This window comes from Streptomyces sp. NPDC085932 (assembly GCF_044540525.1).
Taxonomy (GTDB): Bacteria; Actinomycetota; Actinomycetes; order Streptomycetales; family Streptomycetaceae; genus Streptomyces; species Streptomyces levis.
In genome coordinates this window covers 394,865-411,169 of the sequence record NZ_JBITSJ010000005.1, presented here as the reverse complement: position 1 = coordinate 411,169, position 16,305 = coordinate 394,865, and the positions used below count along the sequence as shown (strand labels likewise).

Genomic DNA, 16,305 nt, shown 5'->3' with positions numbered 1-16,305 from the left:
CTGTCCCTCAGAAGCCGTCGTTGTCGTCGGAGTCGTCGAAGCCGAAGTGGTCGCTGTCGTGGTCGAAACCGTTCTCGAAGTCCTCGATGTCCTCCTGGGTCACGGCCACCAAGGGCAGGTCCGACGGGGTGAGCCCGCCCGCCGGGGCGTCCTCGGCGTGCCGCACGAGACCGCGCAGCGCCCGCTCCCACAGCCTCAGCAGGGCACGCGTCCGGGAAGGGGCGAGGAACGCGTGCGGGGCGGCGGCGGAGACGTGCAGCCGGACCCCGTCGGCCTGTTCGACGGCGACCGCGTTGATCTCCAGTCCGGCGGCGACGGGCCGCCCGCCGTCCCGCGGCACGGCGAGCAGCGGCGCCTCGGGGGCGAGCTCCCAGGGTGCGGTGCCGGGGGCGGACGCGGTGAACCGGCCGAGGTAGTTGAAGACGATCTGCGGGTGCGGGCGTTCGGCCAGTTCGGCGGCGGTGGCGGGGTTGAGGTGGCGCAGCAGGCCGTAGCCGATGCCGTGGTCCGGTACGGCGCGCAGCTGCTCCTTGATCCGCTTCAGGGCCGTGCCCGCGGCCGTGCCGCCGGAGAGGGCCTCGTCGAGGTCGAGCGGGCCCGGGTCGAGGGCGACGGGGTGGAGGGTGGTGAACCAGCCCACCGTGGCCGACAGGTCGACGCCCGCGAAGAGGTGCTCCTCGCGCCCGTGGCCTTCGAGGCCCACGAGGAGCGAGCGGCCGGCGAGGTCGCCGCGCTCCTCCCGCCAGGCGGCCGCCGCCACCGCGAGGGCGCCCAGCAGCACGTCCGGGACGCCGGCCCGGTGGGCGGCGGGAACCGTCGTCAGGAGCGGCCCGCTCAGGTCGGCGGGAAGGACGAGCCGCTCCTCCCGCACCGTCTCCGCGGTGTCCCGGTCGGGGTCGAGGACCTGGTCCAGCAGGGGCCGGGCCCGCTCCAGCGTCCCGGACCAGAAAGACAGTTCGCGCATCCGTTCGGGCGTGCGGGCCTCCTCGGCCAGGAGGCCGCTCCAGCGGCGGAAGGAGGTGCCGGTCCGGACCGGGCGCGGGGGCGTCCCGGAGCGCAGCGCCTGCCAGGCGTCGGCCAGCTCGGCGGTGATGATCCGCCAGGACACGCCGTCGACGACCAGGTGGTGGGCGACCAGGAGCAGCCGGTCCGTGCCGAGCAGCACCGCCTGGAGCATCCGCCCGGCCCGGGGGTCCAGCCGGGCCGCCGCCCCGGCCAGCTGCCGTTCGAGGTCGGTGTCCTCGGCCCGGGTCAGCAGGTCGCCCGCGCGCAGGGTGCCCTCGGCGGGGACCGTCAGGCGGCTGCCGTCGCCGGCCAGCCGGGCGCGGAGCATGTCGTGCCGGTCCACCAGGGCCTGGAGGACGGTGACGGTGTCGTCCTCGGTCAGGCCGGCGGGCGTCACCAGCAGCACGGCCTGGGCGAGGCCGCCGCAGGAGCCGTCGGGGCCGGCCGCCCACCGCATGACCGGGGTGAGTCCGGCCTCGCCCACCGGATCGTCCGGGGTCCCGGCGGTGCTCGCGTGACCGGTCTCGGCGGCGGCCGCGGCCGCGGCGAGACCGGCCGGGGTCGGCGACTGGAAGACCTGCCGGGGGCTGAGGACCAGGCCGGCCTTGCGGGCGAGGGTCACCAGCCGGATGGAGACGATGCTGTCACCGCCCAGCTGGAAGAAGTCGTCGTCGGCACCCACCTGTTCGAGGCCGAGGACGGTGGCGAAGAGGCCGCACAGCCGCCGTTCGCGTGCGGTCGCGGGCTCCCGCGAGGTGCCCGTGCCGGCGGCGGACTCGGGGGCGGGCAGGCCGGCCCGGTTCACCTTGCCGGAGGGCAGCAGCGGGAAGGCGTCCAGCGAGGTGAGCGTGCGCGGCACCATGTGCTCGGGCAGCCGCTCCCGGAGCCAGTCGCGCAGTGCGGGCAGGACGCCGGGGTCGGCCAGGCAGTAGCCGGCGAGCTGTGTGACGCCCGGGGCGTCCTCGCGGATCACCACCACGCCGCGCCGGACGCCCGGGTGCTGTTCGAGGACCGCCTCGATCTCCTCCAGTTCGACGCGCATGCCGCGGATCTTCACCTGGTTGTCGGCGCGGCCCAGGAACTCCAGCGTCCCGTCCCGCTGCCACCGGACCAGGTCGCCGGTGCGGTACAGGCGTTCGCCCGGCGGGCCGTACGGGTCGGCGACGAAGTGGTCGGCGGTGCGGCGCGGGTCGTTGACGTAGCCCCGGCCGAGGTAGACGCCGCCCGCGTACAACTCCCCCGGCACGCCCACCGGGACGGGCCGGAGCCGTTCGTCCAGGACGTACAGGCGGGTGTTGGAGTTGGGCCTGCCGATGGAGACGGCGCTGCGGACGGCGCCGGTGCGGTACACGACGTGGCTGACGCCGATGGTGGCCTCGGCCGGGCCGTAGCCGTGGTACATCACGGCCCCGCTGGCGGCCCGGAAGCGGGCGAACAGTTCGGGCGTGAGCACCTCGCCGCCGCACCACACGTGTTTCAGCGAGGCGGCGCGGCGGGCGAAGCCGTCGAGTTCGAGGAGCAGGTCGAGCATCGAGGACACCAGGTAGGTGAAGGTCACCCGGTGCCGTTCGACGGTGTCGAGGAGGTAGTCGGTGTCCCGTTCGCCGCCGGGTTCGGCGATCACCACGCGGCCGCCGTTGACCAGGGGCAGGAAGATCTCGTTGATGGAGATGTCGAAGCCGAGCGGCGCCTTGAACAGGGCCGCGTCGTCCGTGCCGAAGCCCAGCAGGCCGCGCTGCCACAGCAGCCGGTGCGCGATGGCCCGGTGCCGGATCATGGCGCCCTTGGGGGTGCCGGTCGAGCCGGAGGTGTGGATGACGTAGGCGAGGCCCTCGGGGTCGACGGGGACCGACGGATGGTCGGCCGTGGGTCCGTCGAGGGCGACCTCGACGACGGGCGGCGCGTCCGGCCCGAGCGTGTCACGGCCGAGGACGCGGTCGTCGCCGGGACGGCCGAGCACGGCGGTCAGGGCCGCGCCGCGGGACACCTCGGCGATGCGGCGGGCCGGCCAGGACGGTTCCAGCGGGACGAAGGCGCCGCCCGCCTTCAGCACGGCCAGCAGCGCGACGACCATCTCCACGGACCGTTCCAGGTGGATGCCGACCCGGCACTCGGGGCCCACGCCCAGGGAGCCGAGCCGCCGCGCCAGGCCGCCCGCCAGGGCGTCGAGTTCGGCGTAGGTGAGGGCGGGACCGCCGGGGACACCGTACTCGACCGCCACGAGCTGCGGGGTCCTGGCGACCTGCTCCTCCACCAGGGCGGTGAGGGTGGTGGCCGGCATGGGCCGCGCGGTGTCGTTCCACTCCGTCAGCAGCTGGTGCCGTTCGCGCGGGGTGAGGACGTCGGCGGCGCCCACCGGGCGGTCGGGGTGCCGGGCCAGTTCACCGGCCAGGCGGACGAACCGTTCGGTCAGCTCCCGTGCCGTGTCCCGGTCGTAGAGGTCCTCGCTGTAGACGAGGGAGCCGTCGATGCCGCCCCCGTCGGGGTGCTCGAAGACGTGGAAGGCCAGGTCGGTCTTGGCGGTGTGGAAGGGGACGCGTCGCTCGCTCAGGGTGAGGCCGGCGAAGTCCCGGACGGCGGGCGGGGCCTGCTGGTGGGCGAGCATGACCTGGAAGAGCGGGTGGCGGCCCGTCGTGCGGGTCGGCGCGAGCGCGTCCACCAGCCGCTCGAAGGGCAGGTCCTGGCCGGCGTAGGCGTCCACGTCGGCCTCGCGGACCCGGGTGAGGAGCGTGCGGAACGCCGGGTCGCCGGAGACGTCGGTGCGCAGCACGAGGGTGTTGACGAACAGGCCCACCAGGTCGTCCAGGGCGGGGTCGGCGCGGCCGGCGACCGGGGTGCCGAGCGGGATGTCGTCCCCGGCGCCCAGCCGCGCGAGCAGCACGGCGAGGGCGGCCTGGAGCGCCATGAAGACGGTGCCGCCGGACTCGGCGGACAGGTCGCGCAGCGCCCGGTGGGTGGCCGCGTCGAGGGTGAAGTCGACGGCGCCGGCCCGGTGTCCGGGCACGGCCGGGCGCGGCCGGTCGACGGGCAGCTGGAGTTCCTCCGGGAGCCCGTCCAGGCGCCGCGCCCAGGAGCGGACCTCGCGGGCGGTGAACTCCTCGTCGAGCAGGTCGCGTTGCCACAGGGTGTGGTCGGCGTACTGGACGGCGAGCGGCGGCCAGGCCGGAGGCGCGCCGCTGCGGCGGGCGGCGTAGGCGGTGGCCAGGTCCCGCAGCAGGGGCTCGTCCGACCAGCCGTCGGTGGCGATGTGGTGGACGAGCAGGAGCAGCACGTGGTCGTCGGGGGCGACGCTCACCAGGGTGGCGCGCACGGGGAGTTCGCGGTCGAGGGCGAAGGGGTGGGCGGCGGCCCTGGCGAGCAGCGCGTCGACCTCACCGGCCCGTGCGCTCACCACGTCGAAGGACACGGTCGCGTCGGTGCGGATCTCCTGCCGGGGCACGCCGTCGTGGTCGGGGAAGACCGTGCGCAGGGCCTCGTGGCGGTCCACGACGTCCTGGAGGGCCGCGCGCAGGGCAGCGGGGTCGAGCGGGCCGCGGAGCCGGACGGCGGTGGGGATGTTGTAGGTGGGGGCCGGCCCCTCCAGCCGGTACAGGAACCACAGCCGGGACTGCGCGAAGGACAGCGGCAGCGGTTCCGGGCGGCGGACGGCGGGGCGCAGGGCGGGCCGCCGCTCGCCGGGCGCGTCCAGCAGGGGTGCCAGGGCGGCCGCGGTGGGGGTGTCGAAGACGGCCCGCAGCGGCAGGGTGACACCCCGCTCGGCGCGGACCCGGGCGACGAGCCGGGTGGCGAGCAGGGAGTGGCCGCCGAGGGCGAAGAACTCGTCGTGGACGCCGACCGAGGGCAGCCCGAGCAGGTCGGCGAAGAGGCGGCACAGGGCCGCCTCGGCCTCGGTGCGGGGTGCCGTGGCGGTGGTGAGCGCGGCCAGGTCGGGGGCGGGCAGGGCGGCGCGGTCGAGTTTGCCGTTGGGGGTGAGCGGCAGGGCGTCCAGCACGACCACGGCGGAGGGCACCTGGTGGTCCGGCAGGGCACCGGCGAGCTCGCGGCGCAGGGCCGGCGGTTGCGGCCGGGTGCCGGGCCGGGGGACGGCGTAGGCGACCAGGCGGGGTTCGCCGGGCACGTCCCGGCGTACGGTGACCGCCGCCTGGGACACGTCCGGCAGGGCGGCGAGGGCGGCCTCCGTCTCGCCCGGCTCGACCCGGAAGCCGCGGATCTTGACCTGGTCGTCGGTGCGGCCGAGGAACTCCAGGGCGCCCTGGGCGGTCCAGCGGACCAGGTCGCCGGTGCGGTACAGGCGGCTGCCGGGCGGGCCGTAGGGGTCGGCGACGAAGCGGGCGGCGGTCAGGGCGGGGCGGCCGACGTAGCCCCGGGCGAGCTGGGTCCCGGCCAGGTACAGCTCGCCCGCCACGCCGGGCGGTACCGGGCGCAGGGCGGCGTCCAGGACGAGGGTGCGGGTGTTCCACACCGGGCGTCCGACGGGCACCGAGCCCGAGGCGGAGCGGGTGCCGTCGGCGCAGGGCCAGGCGGTGACGTCGACGGCCGCCTCCGTCGGGCCGTAGAGGTTGTGCAGGGCGGTGCCGGCCAGCAGGCGGGTGCAGCGTTCGGCAAGGTCCGACGGCAGGGCCTCGCCGCTGCACACGATGCGGCGCAGCACGCCCCGGGCCTGCGCGGCGGCGGGGTCGTCGAGGAAGACCCGCAGCATCGACGGGACGAAGTGGGCGGTGGTGACGCCGTGTTCGCGGATCAGGTCGGCGAGGTGGGCGGGGTCGCGGTGGTCGCCGGGGCGGGCGAGGACCAGCGAAGCTCCGGTGATCAGCGGCCAGAAGAACTCCCAGACCGAGACGTCGAAGCCGGCCGGGGTCTTCTGCAGGACCCGGTCCTCGGGGCCGAGGCGGTAGGTGTCCTGCATCCACAGCAGCCGGTTGACGATCGCGGCGTGCGGGACGACGACGCCCTTGGGGCGGCCCGTGGAGCCGGAGGTGAAGATGACGTACGCGGGGTGCTCGGGCCGCAGGGGTGCGAGCCGTTCCGCGTCGGTGACGGGCCCGGGGGCCTGGGCGGCCACGCGCTCGCGCAGGCCGGGGTCGTCGAGCAGCAGGGTGGGTGCCGCACCGGCGGGCACCCGCCCCGCGGCGTCGCTCGACGTCAGGACGAGTGCCGGGGCGGCGTCCTCGATCATCACGGCGAGGCGTGCGGCGGGGTAGCCGGTGTCCAGGGGGACGTAGGCGGCTCCCGCCTGGAGTGTGGCGAGGAGCGCCACGACCAGGTCGGGTCCGCGGTCGAGGGCCACGGCGACACGGTGTTCGGGTCCGACGCCGTGGTCGATCAGCACGCGGGCCAGGCGGTCGGCGCGGGCGTGGAGCGCGGCGTGGCCGAGGGTGCCGTCGGCGTGGGTGAGCGCGGGTGCGTCGGGGGTGCGCGCGGCCTGTTCGGCGAGCAGCGCGGTCAGGGTGGTGCCCGGGACGGTCCGGGCGGTGGCGTTCCACTCCTCCAGGACCTGCTGTTCCTCCGCGGCGGGCATCAACGGCAGCCGGGAGACGGGCCGTTCGGGGTCGGCCAGTCCGGCGGCCAGGAGCGTCTCCAGCCGGTGCAGCAGCCGGTCGACGGTCTCGGGGGTGAACAGGGCGCTGCGGTAGGTGGCCTCGATGCGCAGCCGCCCGCCGGTGAGGAAGGCCTCCAGGGACAGGTCGAACTGGGTGGTGTCGTTGTGGACGGTCTCCCACTCGGCGTTCACCCCGGGCAGTTCGGGCCCCTGGAGTCCTTGGGTGAGGAACAGCAGCATGACGTCGAACCAGACGGCCCGGCCCGGGTGGCGTTCCGGCCGCAGCCGCTCCACCAGCAGGTCGAACGGCATGTCCTGGTGGGCGTACGCCTCGGTGCACAGCCGGCGGACCCGCTCGACGAGTTCGCCGGTTCCGGGGTCGCCTTCGAGGTCGGCGCGCAGGGCCAGGGTGTTGCCGAAGTTGCCGACGAGGCGGTCGAGTCCGGGCAGGTCGCGGTTCATGACGGCGGAGCCGACGGGGACGTCGGTGGCGCCGGTCAGGCGGTGGAGCAGGGCGGTCAGGCCCGCGAGCAGGACCATGAACGGGGTGGCGCCTGCCGTGCGGGCGAAGGCGGTGAGGCGGTCGGTGACCTCGGGCGCGAAGGTGTGGAAGCGGCGGCCGCCGTGCGCGGCGGGCCGGGGCGTGCGGGGCGCGTCGACGGGCAGGTCCAGGGGGCGGGGCGGCGGGACCAGTGCGGTGCGCCAGTGGTCGAGGTGCCCGGCCAGCCGTTCGTCGGTGAAGGTGGTGCGCTGCCAGAGGGAGAAGTCGGCGTACTGGACGGGGAGTTGCGCGAGCTGATCGTCCTCGCCCGTGCGTGCGGCCCGGTAGAGGGCGCTCAGGTCGCGGGACAGGGCGTTGAAGGTGCCGCCGTCCCAGGCGATGTGGTGCACCGTCAGCACGAGGGTGTGGTCGTGACCGTCCCGCCGTACGAGCAGGGCCCGCAGGGGGTGGTCGGTGGCGAGGTCGAAGGGGGTCGCGGAGGCGGTGCGGGCCAGCTCCGCGGTGCGCCGGTCCCGCTCGTCCCCGGGCAGCCCGTCGAGGTCGACCGCCTCGAAGCACAACTCCGCCTTGTCGTCCACGATTTGCTGAGGGGTGCCGTCGTCGGCGGCGGGGTAGCGGGTGCGCAGCACCTCGTGCCGGGCGAGCAGGCCGGCCAGGGCGGTGCGCAGGGCGTGGGCGTCGAGCGGGCCGCGCAGCCGGATGGCCAGGCAGACGTTGTAGGCGGGGCTCGCCGGGTCGAGCTGCTGGAGCAGCCACATCCGGGACTGGGCGTACGACAGGGGCAGCGGGCCCGTGCCCTCGGGGCGGGGCGGTATCCGTTCGGCCCGGGCGGGGGTGTCGGCCAGTCCGGCGTTCTGCAGTCTGCGGCGCAGCAGTTCCCGCTTGCGGGCCGCGAGGTCGGCGGGCGGGGCCCCGTGGGTGTCGGTCACTGCTCTCCGCCTTTCAGGAGCCGTTCGAGGGAAGCGGTCCACAGCTGGCCGAGCCGTTCGGTCTGCGCCCGGGTGAAGAGGCGTTCCGGCCAGTGCCAGCAGGCCGTGAGGACCGGGCCGGCCGGGTCCGTTCCGTCGCTGATCACCGCGTCGAGGACGAGCGGGTGGCGGACCGGTGTCGTGGGGTCGGCCAGGCCGCCGACGGCGCCGGTCTCGGGGGCGCTGGTGAACGCGGCGTCCCCGGGCCGTTCGCCGAGGCTCATCCGGCCGAGGTAGTCGACCAGGATCGAGGGCTGCGGGAGCCCGGCGAGGACGGGGGCGGTGTCCGGGTTGAGGTGGCGCAGCAGGCCGTGGCCGATGCCCTGGTCGGGCGGGGCGGCCAGCTGGTCGCGCACGCGCCGCAGCAGGTCGGCGGGGGGTCCGTCGCCGGGGTCGAGGCGGACGGGGAAGACGGTGGTGAACCAGCCGAGGGTGCCGGACAGGTCGGCGTCCGGCAGGAGGTGCTCCTCGCGGCCGTGCCCCTCCAGGGCGATCAGGACGGAATCGTCCGGCGCGGGGCGGCCCAGCTCCCGCCGCCAGACCGGGACGGCCAGGGCCAGCGCGGTCAGCAGGACGTCCCGCACGGGGTGGGCGAGGAGACGTGCGGTGAGGTCCGGGCCGAGGGTCGTCTCGTGGCGGAGCACGGTGGCCAGGGTGTCCCGGGCCGGGTCCAGGGGACCGGCGCCCAGGTCGGGTTCGGGCCGGCCCGACACCGCTGTCCAGTGGGCGAGTTCGGCCGTACGGCGTGGGGCGACGGCCTCGGCCCGCAGGGCCCGGGCCCATGCCCGGAAGGAGGTGCCCGGCGGTGGGAGCGGGGTGCCGTGCCAGGCCGCGGCGAGATCGGCGGTGAGGACGCCCCAGGAGGCGGCGTCGGTCGCCAGGTGGTGCAGGACGGCCAGCAGGCGTCCTTCGCGGTCCGGCCCGGTGTCGAACCACAGGAACCGCGCCACCGCCCCGGCGGCCGGGTCGAGTTCGGCGGCCAGTTCCGCGAAGGCGCCGGGCACGAGTGCGCCGATCGCGGCGTGGTCCAGTCCGGCGGCGTCGGCGCGCCACACGAGACCGGCGGCGCGCACGGTGCCCGGCGGGGCGGTGCGCAGGCGCCAGGTGCCTCGTTCGTCGGGCGCGAAGGTGGCGCGCAGCAGGTCGTGGCGGTCCAGGACGGTCTGGACCGTGCGGTGCAGGCCGTCGAGGTCCGTGCCGGGCGGGGTGCGCAGGAAGCGGGCCTGGCTGAGGGTGCCGAAGGGGGCGCCCTGTTCGACGAGCGAGGCGAGCACCGGGGTCAGGGGGATGTCGCCGATGCCCGCCTCGGGGTCCGTGCCCGGGCGCCGGGCGTCACCGGCGGTGGCCGCGAGTGCCGCGACGGTCGGGTGCTCGAACACGTCGCGCGGCGAGAGTGCCAGACCGGCGGCCCGGGCCCGGCCGACCAGCCGCATGGAGACGATGCTGTCGCCGCCGAGCGCGAAGAAGCTGTCGTGCACGCCCACCGAGTCCAGCCCGAGGACCTGTGCGAAGAGATCGGCGAGCTGCTTCTCGGCGGCGGTGCGCGGGGGTTGCGCGGCGGGCCCGGCGGTGCGGGAGGGGGCCGGGAGCGCGGCGGTGTCGAGCTTGCCGTTGAGGGTCAGCGGGAACGCGTCGACCGGGACGAACGCCGAGGGCACCATGTAGTCGGGCAGGACGGCGGCGGCGGCGCGGCGCAGCAGTTCCGCCGTCTCCTCGGCGGGCGGGGCGGCCGGGGCGGTGACGACGTAGGCGACGAGGCGGCGTACGCCCGGGGTGTCCTCGCGGACGACGACCGCGGCGCGTTCGACGAGCGCGTGGCCGAGCAGGACCGCCTCGATCTCCCCGGGTTCGATGCGGTAGCCCCGGATCTTGACCTGGTCGTCGACCCGGCCGAGGCACTCCACCAGGCCGTGCGGGGTCCATCGGGCGATGTCCCCGGTGCGGTACATGCGAGCGCCGGGCCGCAGGGCGAACGGGTCGGCGACGAAGCGGCTCGCGGTGGCCCCGGGGCGGCCCAGATAGCCCCGGGCCAGCCCCTCGCCGGCGATGTACAGCTCGCCGTCGACACCGGCGGGCACGGGGTTGAGGTGCCCGTCGAGGATGTACAGGGTGGCGCCCGCGACGGGCCGGCCGACGGCGGGCCGGTCGCTGAGCGCGAGGTCGCAGTCGGCCGAGTCGACGGTGCACTCGGTGGGCCCGTACAGGTTGTGCGCGGCCAGTCCGCCGGTCTCCCTGAGGGTGCGCCACAGATCGGGCGGTACGGCCTCGCCGCCGACGCCCAGCACCTTCAGCTCGCCGCGCCAGTCGCCGCCGCGCGCGACGACCTCGGCGAGCAGGGACGGGGACAGCTCGATGAACTCGATGCGGTGCTCGGCGAGGAAGGCGCGCAACGCGTCGGGGTCGCGGCGGACGTCCTCGGGCACCAGGTGCAGTTCGTGCCCGGCGAACATCCACAGCATGGGCTGCCAGGAGGCGTCGAAGGCCGTCGGCCAGGCGTGTCCGACGCGCAGCGCCCGGCCGCCGGCCGCCGCCGCGGCCGGTGCGTGCAGGGCGGCGTGGTGGGCGGCGTACAGGTTGACGATCGCCCGGTGCGGCACGACGACGGCCTTGGGGCGGCCGGTGGAGCCGGAGGTGTAGATGACGTACGCGGGGTGTTCGGGCAGCAGCGGTCCGGTGCGGTCGGCGTCCGTGAGGTCGGTGCCGTCCGTCTCCGCCACGCGCCGCCGGGTGCCGGGGTCGTCGAGGAGGAGGGCGGGGACGCCGTCGAGGGCGGCCGGTCCGGGGGCGGTGGCGGTGGTGGCGACGAGGGCGACGGGCCGGGCGTCGGCGAGCATCCCGGCGATCCGGTCCTCGGGCCAGGCGGGGTCGAGGGGCAGATAGGCGGCGCCTGCCTTCTGCACGGCGAGCAGCGCGGTGATCGTGTCGGGTGCCGGCGGCAGGGAGAGGGCGACGATCCGCTCCGGCCCGGCACCGGCCTCGGCCAGGACCCGGGCGAGCCGGTTGGCCTCGGTGTCGGCCTCCGCGAAGGTGAGCCGCCTCCCGTCACCGGCGACGGCCACCGCGTCCGGTGTCCGGGCGGCCCGGTCCCGGAAGATCTCCGGCAGGGTGGCGTGCGGGGCGGGCGGCCGTTCGGTCCTGCCGCGGGCCAGCAGCGCGGTGCGTTCCTCGGGGGCGAGGACGTCCAGGGCCGCCAGGGGCGTGCCGGGTGCCGTGACGACCGCGCGGACCAGCCGTTCGAAGCGTCCGGCGAGCCGTTCCACGGCCGGGCGGTCGTAGCAGTCGGGCCGGAACTCGAAGACGACACCGAGGCGTCGTCCGGTGAGGACGGCGAGGGTCAGCGGGTAGTGCGTGGCGCCGGAGCCCTCGACACCGAGGATCCGCAGCCCGGCCGCCTCCTCCGCGCAGGCCACCGCCTCCTGGTCGACCGGGTAGTTCTCGAAGACCAGCAGGGTGTCGAAGAGGTCGCCGGCCCCGGCGAGGCGCTGGATCTCGGTGAGCCCGAGGTACTGGTGGTCCATCAGCCGGGACTGCTCGTCCTGCAGCCGGCGCAGGTAGGCGGCGGCCGGCTCCCCCGGCGGCAGGACCACCCGTACGGGCACGGTGTTGATGAACAGACCGATCATCGACTCGGCACCGGCGAGCTCCGCGGGCCGTCCCGCCACGGTCGCGCCGAAGACCACGTCGTCCCTGCCGGTCAGGCGCGCCAGCAGCAGGGCCCACAGGCCCTGGACGACGGTGTTGACGGTGACGCCCCGGGAGCGGGCGAGCCGCTGCAGGCCGGCGGTGAGGTCCTCGGTCAGCCGCAGGGTGTGCAGTTCGGGCGGGACGGGGACGAGGCCGGCGGCCGAGGGGGCCAGCAGAGTCGGTGCCGCGTCGGCGAGTGCCTGGCGCCAGGCCCGGCCGGACGCCTCCCGGTCGCGGCTCGCCAGCCAGGCGAGGAAGTCCCGGTACGGCCGCACGGCGGGCGGCGGGGCGCAGCGGCCGGGGGCGAGCCGGTGGGCGTACAGCTGGAGGAGTTCGCGGACGAGCAGCGGGATCGACCAGCCGTCCAGGAGCAGGTGGTGGTTGGTGAGGACGAGCAGCCGGCGGTCCCCGCCCCGGTCGATGAGGGTCAGGCGCAGCAGCGGCGGGTCGGTCGGGTCGAAGCGGGCGGCGGCGTCGGCGGCGACGAGCCGCGCCACGTCCGCGTCGCCCGCAGCGGTGGCCTCCCGCCAGTCGACGGGGACCTCCTTGAGGACGACCTGCACCGGCTCGTCCATGTCGTCCTCGTGCAGGAAGGCGCTGCGCAGCACGGCGTGCCGGGCCACGAGTTCCTCGGCGGCGGCGCGCAGCGGCCCGGGGTGCAGCGGGCCCTCGATCTCCACGAGGGACTGCATGGTGTAGACGTCCTGGGCGGCCTCGTCGAACAGGGCGTGGAAGAGCAGGCCCTGCTGCAGCGGGGACAGGGGCAGGACGTCCTCGACCAGGGTCCCGTCGTCCGCCGCCCCGGCGGGTTCTGTGCTCATCGGCTCCTCCACCTCGCCTTGACGTTGTCGAGCTGCGCCGGGCTGAGCGACACCAGGGGCGCAGCGGGCGCGGTGAACTCCTCCCGGGGGGTGGTGCCGTCCGGCAGGGCGCGGGCGAGACCGGCCGGGGTGCGGTGGGTGAACACGTCCCGGGGGGAGAGTCCGAGTCCCGCCCTGCGGGCCCGGTCGGCCAGCCGGACCGAGACGATGCTGTCGCCGCCGAGGGCGAAGAAGTCGTCGTGGATGCCGACACGTTCGACGCCGAGGACCTCGGCGAACAGAGCGCACAGCGCCTTCTCCGGCTCGGTGCGCGGGGGGTCGACGGTGCTCGACCCGGTGAAGTCGGGGGCGGGCAGGGCGCGGCGGTCGAGTTTGCCGCTGGGGGTGAGCGGCAGCGCCGGCAGGACCACCACGGCGGCCGGCACGCAAGGGGCCGGGAGCCGCTCGGCGAGCGCGTGCCGCAGGGCGGCCGGATCGGGTACGCCGTCGCCGTCGGACTCCGGTTCCACGTACGCCACGAGCCGTCGCGGCGCCGTGCCGTCCTGGCGGGCCACGACCGCGGCGCGGCGCACGCCCGGCAGGGCACGGGCCGCCGCCTCGACCTCACCGGGCTCGACCCGGACCCCCCGGATCTTGACCTGCTGGTCGGCCCTGCCGAGGAACTCGACCGTGCCGTCGCGGCGGAGCCGGGCGAGGTCGCCGGTGCGGTAGAGGCGTCCGCCGGGCGGCCCGAAGGGGTCGGCGACGAACCGCTCGGCGGTCAGCCCCGGCTGACCGAGGTACCCCCGGGCGAGCCCGTCCCCCGCGAGGTACAACTCCCCGGCGGCACCGACCGGCGCGGGGCGCAGGAACGGGTCCAGGACGTACACGCGGGTCCCGGCGACGGGCCGGCCCAGGGGGACGATGCCGCCGATGACCGGACGCCCCGGCATGCCGGCACCGGTGCCGGGGCCGACGGGCGGAGCGGCATCCGTGCCGAACCCGACAGGCGGAGCGGCATCCGTGCCGGACCCGACAGGCGGAGCGGCATCCGTGCCGGACCCGACAGGCGGAGCGGCATCCGTGCCGGACCCGACGGGCGGAGGCGCATCGGCGCCGGACCCGACAGGCGGAGCGGCATCCGTGCCGGGCGCGACGGGCGGGGGCGCATGGGTGAGCTGCCTGCCGGGCGGAACGCTGCCCGGGGCCGGACGGCCCGGGACGGCATCATCGGTGAGTTGCCTGTCGGGCGGCGTGCTGGCGGGGGCCGGGACGGCGGTCGGCCTCGTGGCCTCTCGGTCGGCCCCCGCGGGGGTGTCGTCGTCCGGGGCGTACACGTGGGCCAGGCTGTCGCCCGCCGCTTCCGAGCAGCCGTAGAGGTTGACGAGGCGTGAGCCGGGCCAGCGGGTGGTGAGCCGGTGGGCCAGGTCGGTGGTCAGGGGCTCGCCGCTGGAGATCCAGGTGCGCACCGAGGCGAAGCCGCCCGGCGGCGTGGACTCGACCAAGGTGGTGTGGAGGCTGGGCACGGCGGTGAGCATCGTGGCACCGTGCCGGCCGGCCAGCGCCGCCAGCGCGGCCGGGTCACCGGCCGACTCGTCGTCGGCGAGGGCCACCGCCTCGCCCGCGACCAGCGCGCCGAGCAGTTCGGTCAGGCCGTCGATGAAGCTGATCGGGCTCTTGGCGACGCGGGCCCCGCCCGGACCGTCCGTCAGCTCCCTGCCCCAGGCGAGCCGGTTGGCCAGCGCCCGCTGCGTGCCGAGCACGCCCTTGGGGCGGCCGGTGGAGCCGGAGGTGAACACGACGTACGCGGGGTGGTCGGGTGAGAGGGCCGGGCGTGCCGCCGCGGTGGCCGTCGCGCCGGGGTCGCACACCGACTCCGGGTCGAGGGCGAGCAGCCGGGCCGTCTCCCGGTCGCTCACCACGAGCCGGGGCCGGGCGTCCCCGAGCATGAGGGCGATGCGCTCGGGCGGGTAGGCCGGGTCGAGGGGCATGCAGGCCGCCCCCGCCTTGAGGACGGCGAGCAGGGCGGTGACGAGGTCCGGTCCGCGCGGCAGGGCGACCGCCACGACGGTCTCGGGCCCGGCACCGCGGGCGAGCAGGGCGGCGGCCAACCCGTCGGCGGCCGCGTCGAGTTCGGCGAAGGAGACGGTGGTGTCCCCGTGGTGGACGGCGGGGGCGTCCGGCGTGCGGGCGGCCTGTTCTTCGAGGAGTTCACGGACCGTGGTGTGCCGCTGCTCGTTCGGGGTGGTGTCACGGCTCGCGTCGGCCGGTGCCGCGTCCAGCCGTCCCACCGGCCGGTCGGGGTCCTGCGTGAACGCCCGGACGAGCCGGTGCAGACCGGCCGCGATGTCCGTCACCGTCGCCTCGTCGAGGGCCGTGGGCCGGTGGCTGAAGGTCAGGGTGAGCCGGTCGCCGGGCAGGGCGGTGAGGGTGAGCGGGTAGTGCGTGGCGTCGCGGACCGACACCTCGGTCATGCGGGGGCCGTCGGGGCCCAGGGCGTCGGCGATGCCCTCGTCGTCGATGGGGTAGCTCTCGAACACCAGCAGCGTGTCGAAGAGCAGGTCGTGCCCGGCGGCGCGCTGGATGCCGGCCAGGCCGAGGTGCTCGTGGCCGAGCAGGGCCGACCGCTCGGACTGGATCCGCCGGAGCAGTCCGCCGACCGGCTCGGCGGGGCGTAACCGCACGCGGACCGGCAGGGTGTTGATGAACAGGCCGACCATCGACTCGATGCCGGGTACGTCGGCGTCGCGGCCGGACACCGTGGCGCCGAGGACCACGTCGAGCCGGCCGGTGTGCCGGGCGAGCAGCACCGCCCACAGGCCCTGGAGCACCGTGCTGACGGTCACGCCGTGCGCGCGGGCGGTGGCGGTGAGGGCCCCGGTCTCCCGCTCGGACAGTTCCACGACGTGCCGTCCCGGCTGTTCGGCGGGCAGGTCGCGGGCCCCGGGGGCGAGCAGGCAGGGCTCGTCGAGGTCCTGGAGGGCGTCCCGCCACGCCTGTTCGGCGGCTCGGCGGTCCTGGCGGGACAGCCACGCGAGGTAGTCGCGGTAGGGCCGCACCGGGGGCAGGGCGGCCGGGTCGCCGCCCGCGGTGTAGAGGCGGAAGAGCTCACGGACCAGGACGGGTGCGGACCAGCCGTCCCAGAGCAGGTGGTGGGAGGAGATGAGCAGCCGGTGGTCCCGTTCCCCGAAGGCCACCAGCCGCAGGCGCAGCAGCGGCGGCCGGGCCAGGTCGAAGCGGGCTGCCGCGTCCCGGGCGAGCAGTTTCTCGAACGCCTCCTGCCGCTCGGCCGGCGGCAGGCCGGACAGGTCCGTCTCGCGCCAGGGCGTGCGGATCCCGCCGGCGATCACCTGGACCCGCCGGCCCGACCGCTGGGTGCGGAAGGCGGCCCGGAGGTTGGCGTGCCGGGCCAGCAGGGCGTCGGCGGCGGTGCGCAACCGGCCCGGGTCCAGGGGCCCTTCCAGCCGGAGGACGAGCCGGCCGGTGTAGACGTCCGGGACGCTGTCGTCGTACAGGGCGTGGAAGACCATGCCCTCCTGCGTCGGGGACAGGGGCAGGACGTCCTCCACCACCGGGCGGGGCGCCATCAGTCGCCGGCTCCGCCCATGGCCTCGGCCAGACTGCGCGGGCGCATGTCCGTCCAGTGCCGCTCGATGTGCTCCAGGCAGGCGGCCCGGGTGTCCGGGCCGTGCACGCTGTCCCAGCCGGCCGGTACGGGCGCGAAGTCGGGCCACAGCGAGTACTGGCCCTCGTCGTTCACCAGCACGCGGAAGACGCCGCTGTCGTCGTCGAACGGGTTGGCCATGG

At 76.1% G+C, this 16,305-nt stretch carries 4 protein-coding genes; all 4 read right to left on the bottom strand.

The window, feature by feature from the left end; all coding sequences use genetic code 11:
- Nucleotides 1-7: 7 nt before the first annotated feature.
- Genes ACIGAQ_RS25900 through ACIGAQ_RS25885 form a run of 4 tightly spaced genes read right to left on the bottom strand, consistent with a single transcriptional unit; the run spans nucleotide 8 to nucleotide 16,303 of the window.
- Complete coding sequence (locus ACIGAQ_RS25900) at nucleotides 8-7,975, bottom strand: amino acid adenylation domain-containing protein (RefSeq protein WP_399786625.1); 7,968 nt, start codon at nucleotides 7,973-7,975, stop codon at nucleotides 8-10.
- Nucleotides 7,972-12,519, bottom strand: a complete 4,548-nt coding sequence (locus ACIGAQ_RS25895; RefSeq protein ID WP_399786622.1) for an amino acid adenylation domain-containing protein — start codon at nucleotides 12,517-12,519, stop codon at nucleotides 7,972-7,974. Before ACIGAQ_RS25895 ends, ACIGAQ_RS25900 begins: the two co-directional genes overlap by 4 nt.
- The gene (locus ACIGAQ_RS25890; RefSeq protein ID WP_399786619.1) at nucleotides 12,516-16,085 is read right to left on the bottom strand and encodes a condensation domain-containing protein; all 3,570 of its coding nucleotides are present in this window, start codon (nucleotides 16,083-16,085) and stop codon (nucleotides 12,516-12,518) included. Before ACIGAQ_RS25890 ends, ACIGAQ_RS25895 begins: the two co-directional genes overlap by 4 nt.
- Nucleotides 16,085-16,303 (bottom strand): MbtH family protein, encoded by a 219-nt coding sequence (locus ACIGAQ_RS25885; protein WP_311679236.1) that lies wholly within the window; start codon nucleotides 16,301-16,303, stop codon nucleotides 16,085-16,087. The genes ACIGAQ_RS25890 and ACIGAQ_RS25885 overlap by 1 nt, the downstream gene beginning before the upstream one ends.
- Between the last annotated feature and the right edge of the window lie 2 nt (nucleotides 16,304-16,305).

Coding starts and splice junctions, on each gene's coding strand:
- ACIGAQ_RS25895 (WP_399786622.1), bottom strand. CDS start 12,519: ATGAGCACAGAACCCGCCGGGGCGGCGGACGACGGGACCCTGGTCGAG.
- ACIGAQ_RS25890 (WP_399786619.1), bottom strand. CDS start 16,085: ATGGCGCCCCGCCCGGTGGTGGAGGACGTCCTGCCCCTGTCCCCGACG.
- ACIGAQ_RS25885 (WP_311679236.1), bottom strand. CDS start 16,303: ATGGCCAACCCGTTCGACGACGACAGCGGCGTCTTCCGCGTGCTGGTG.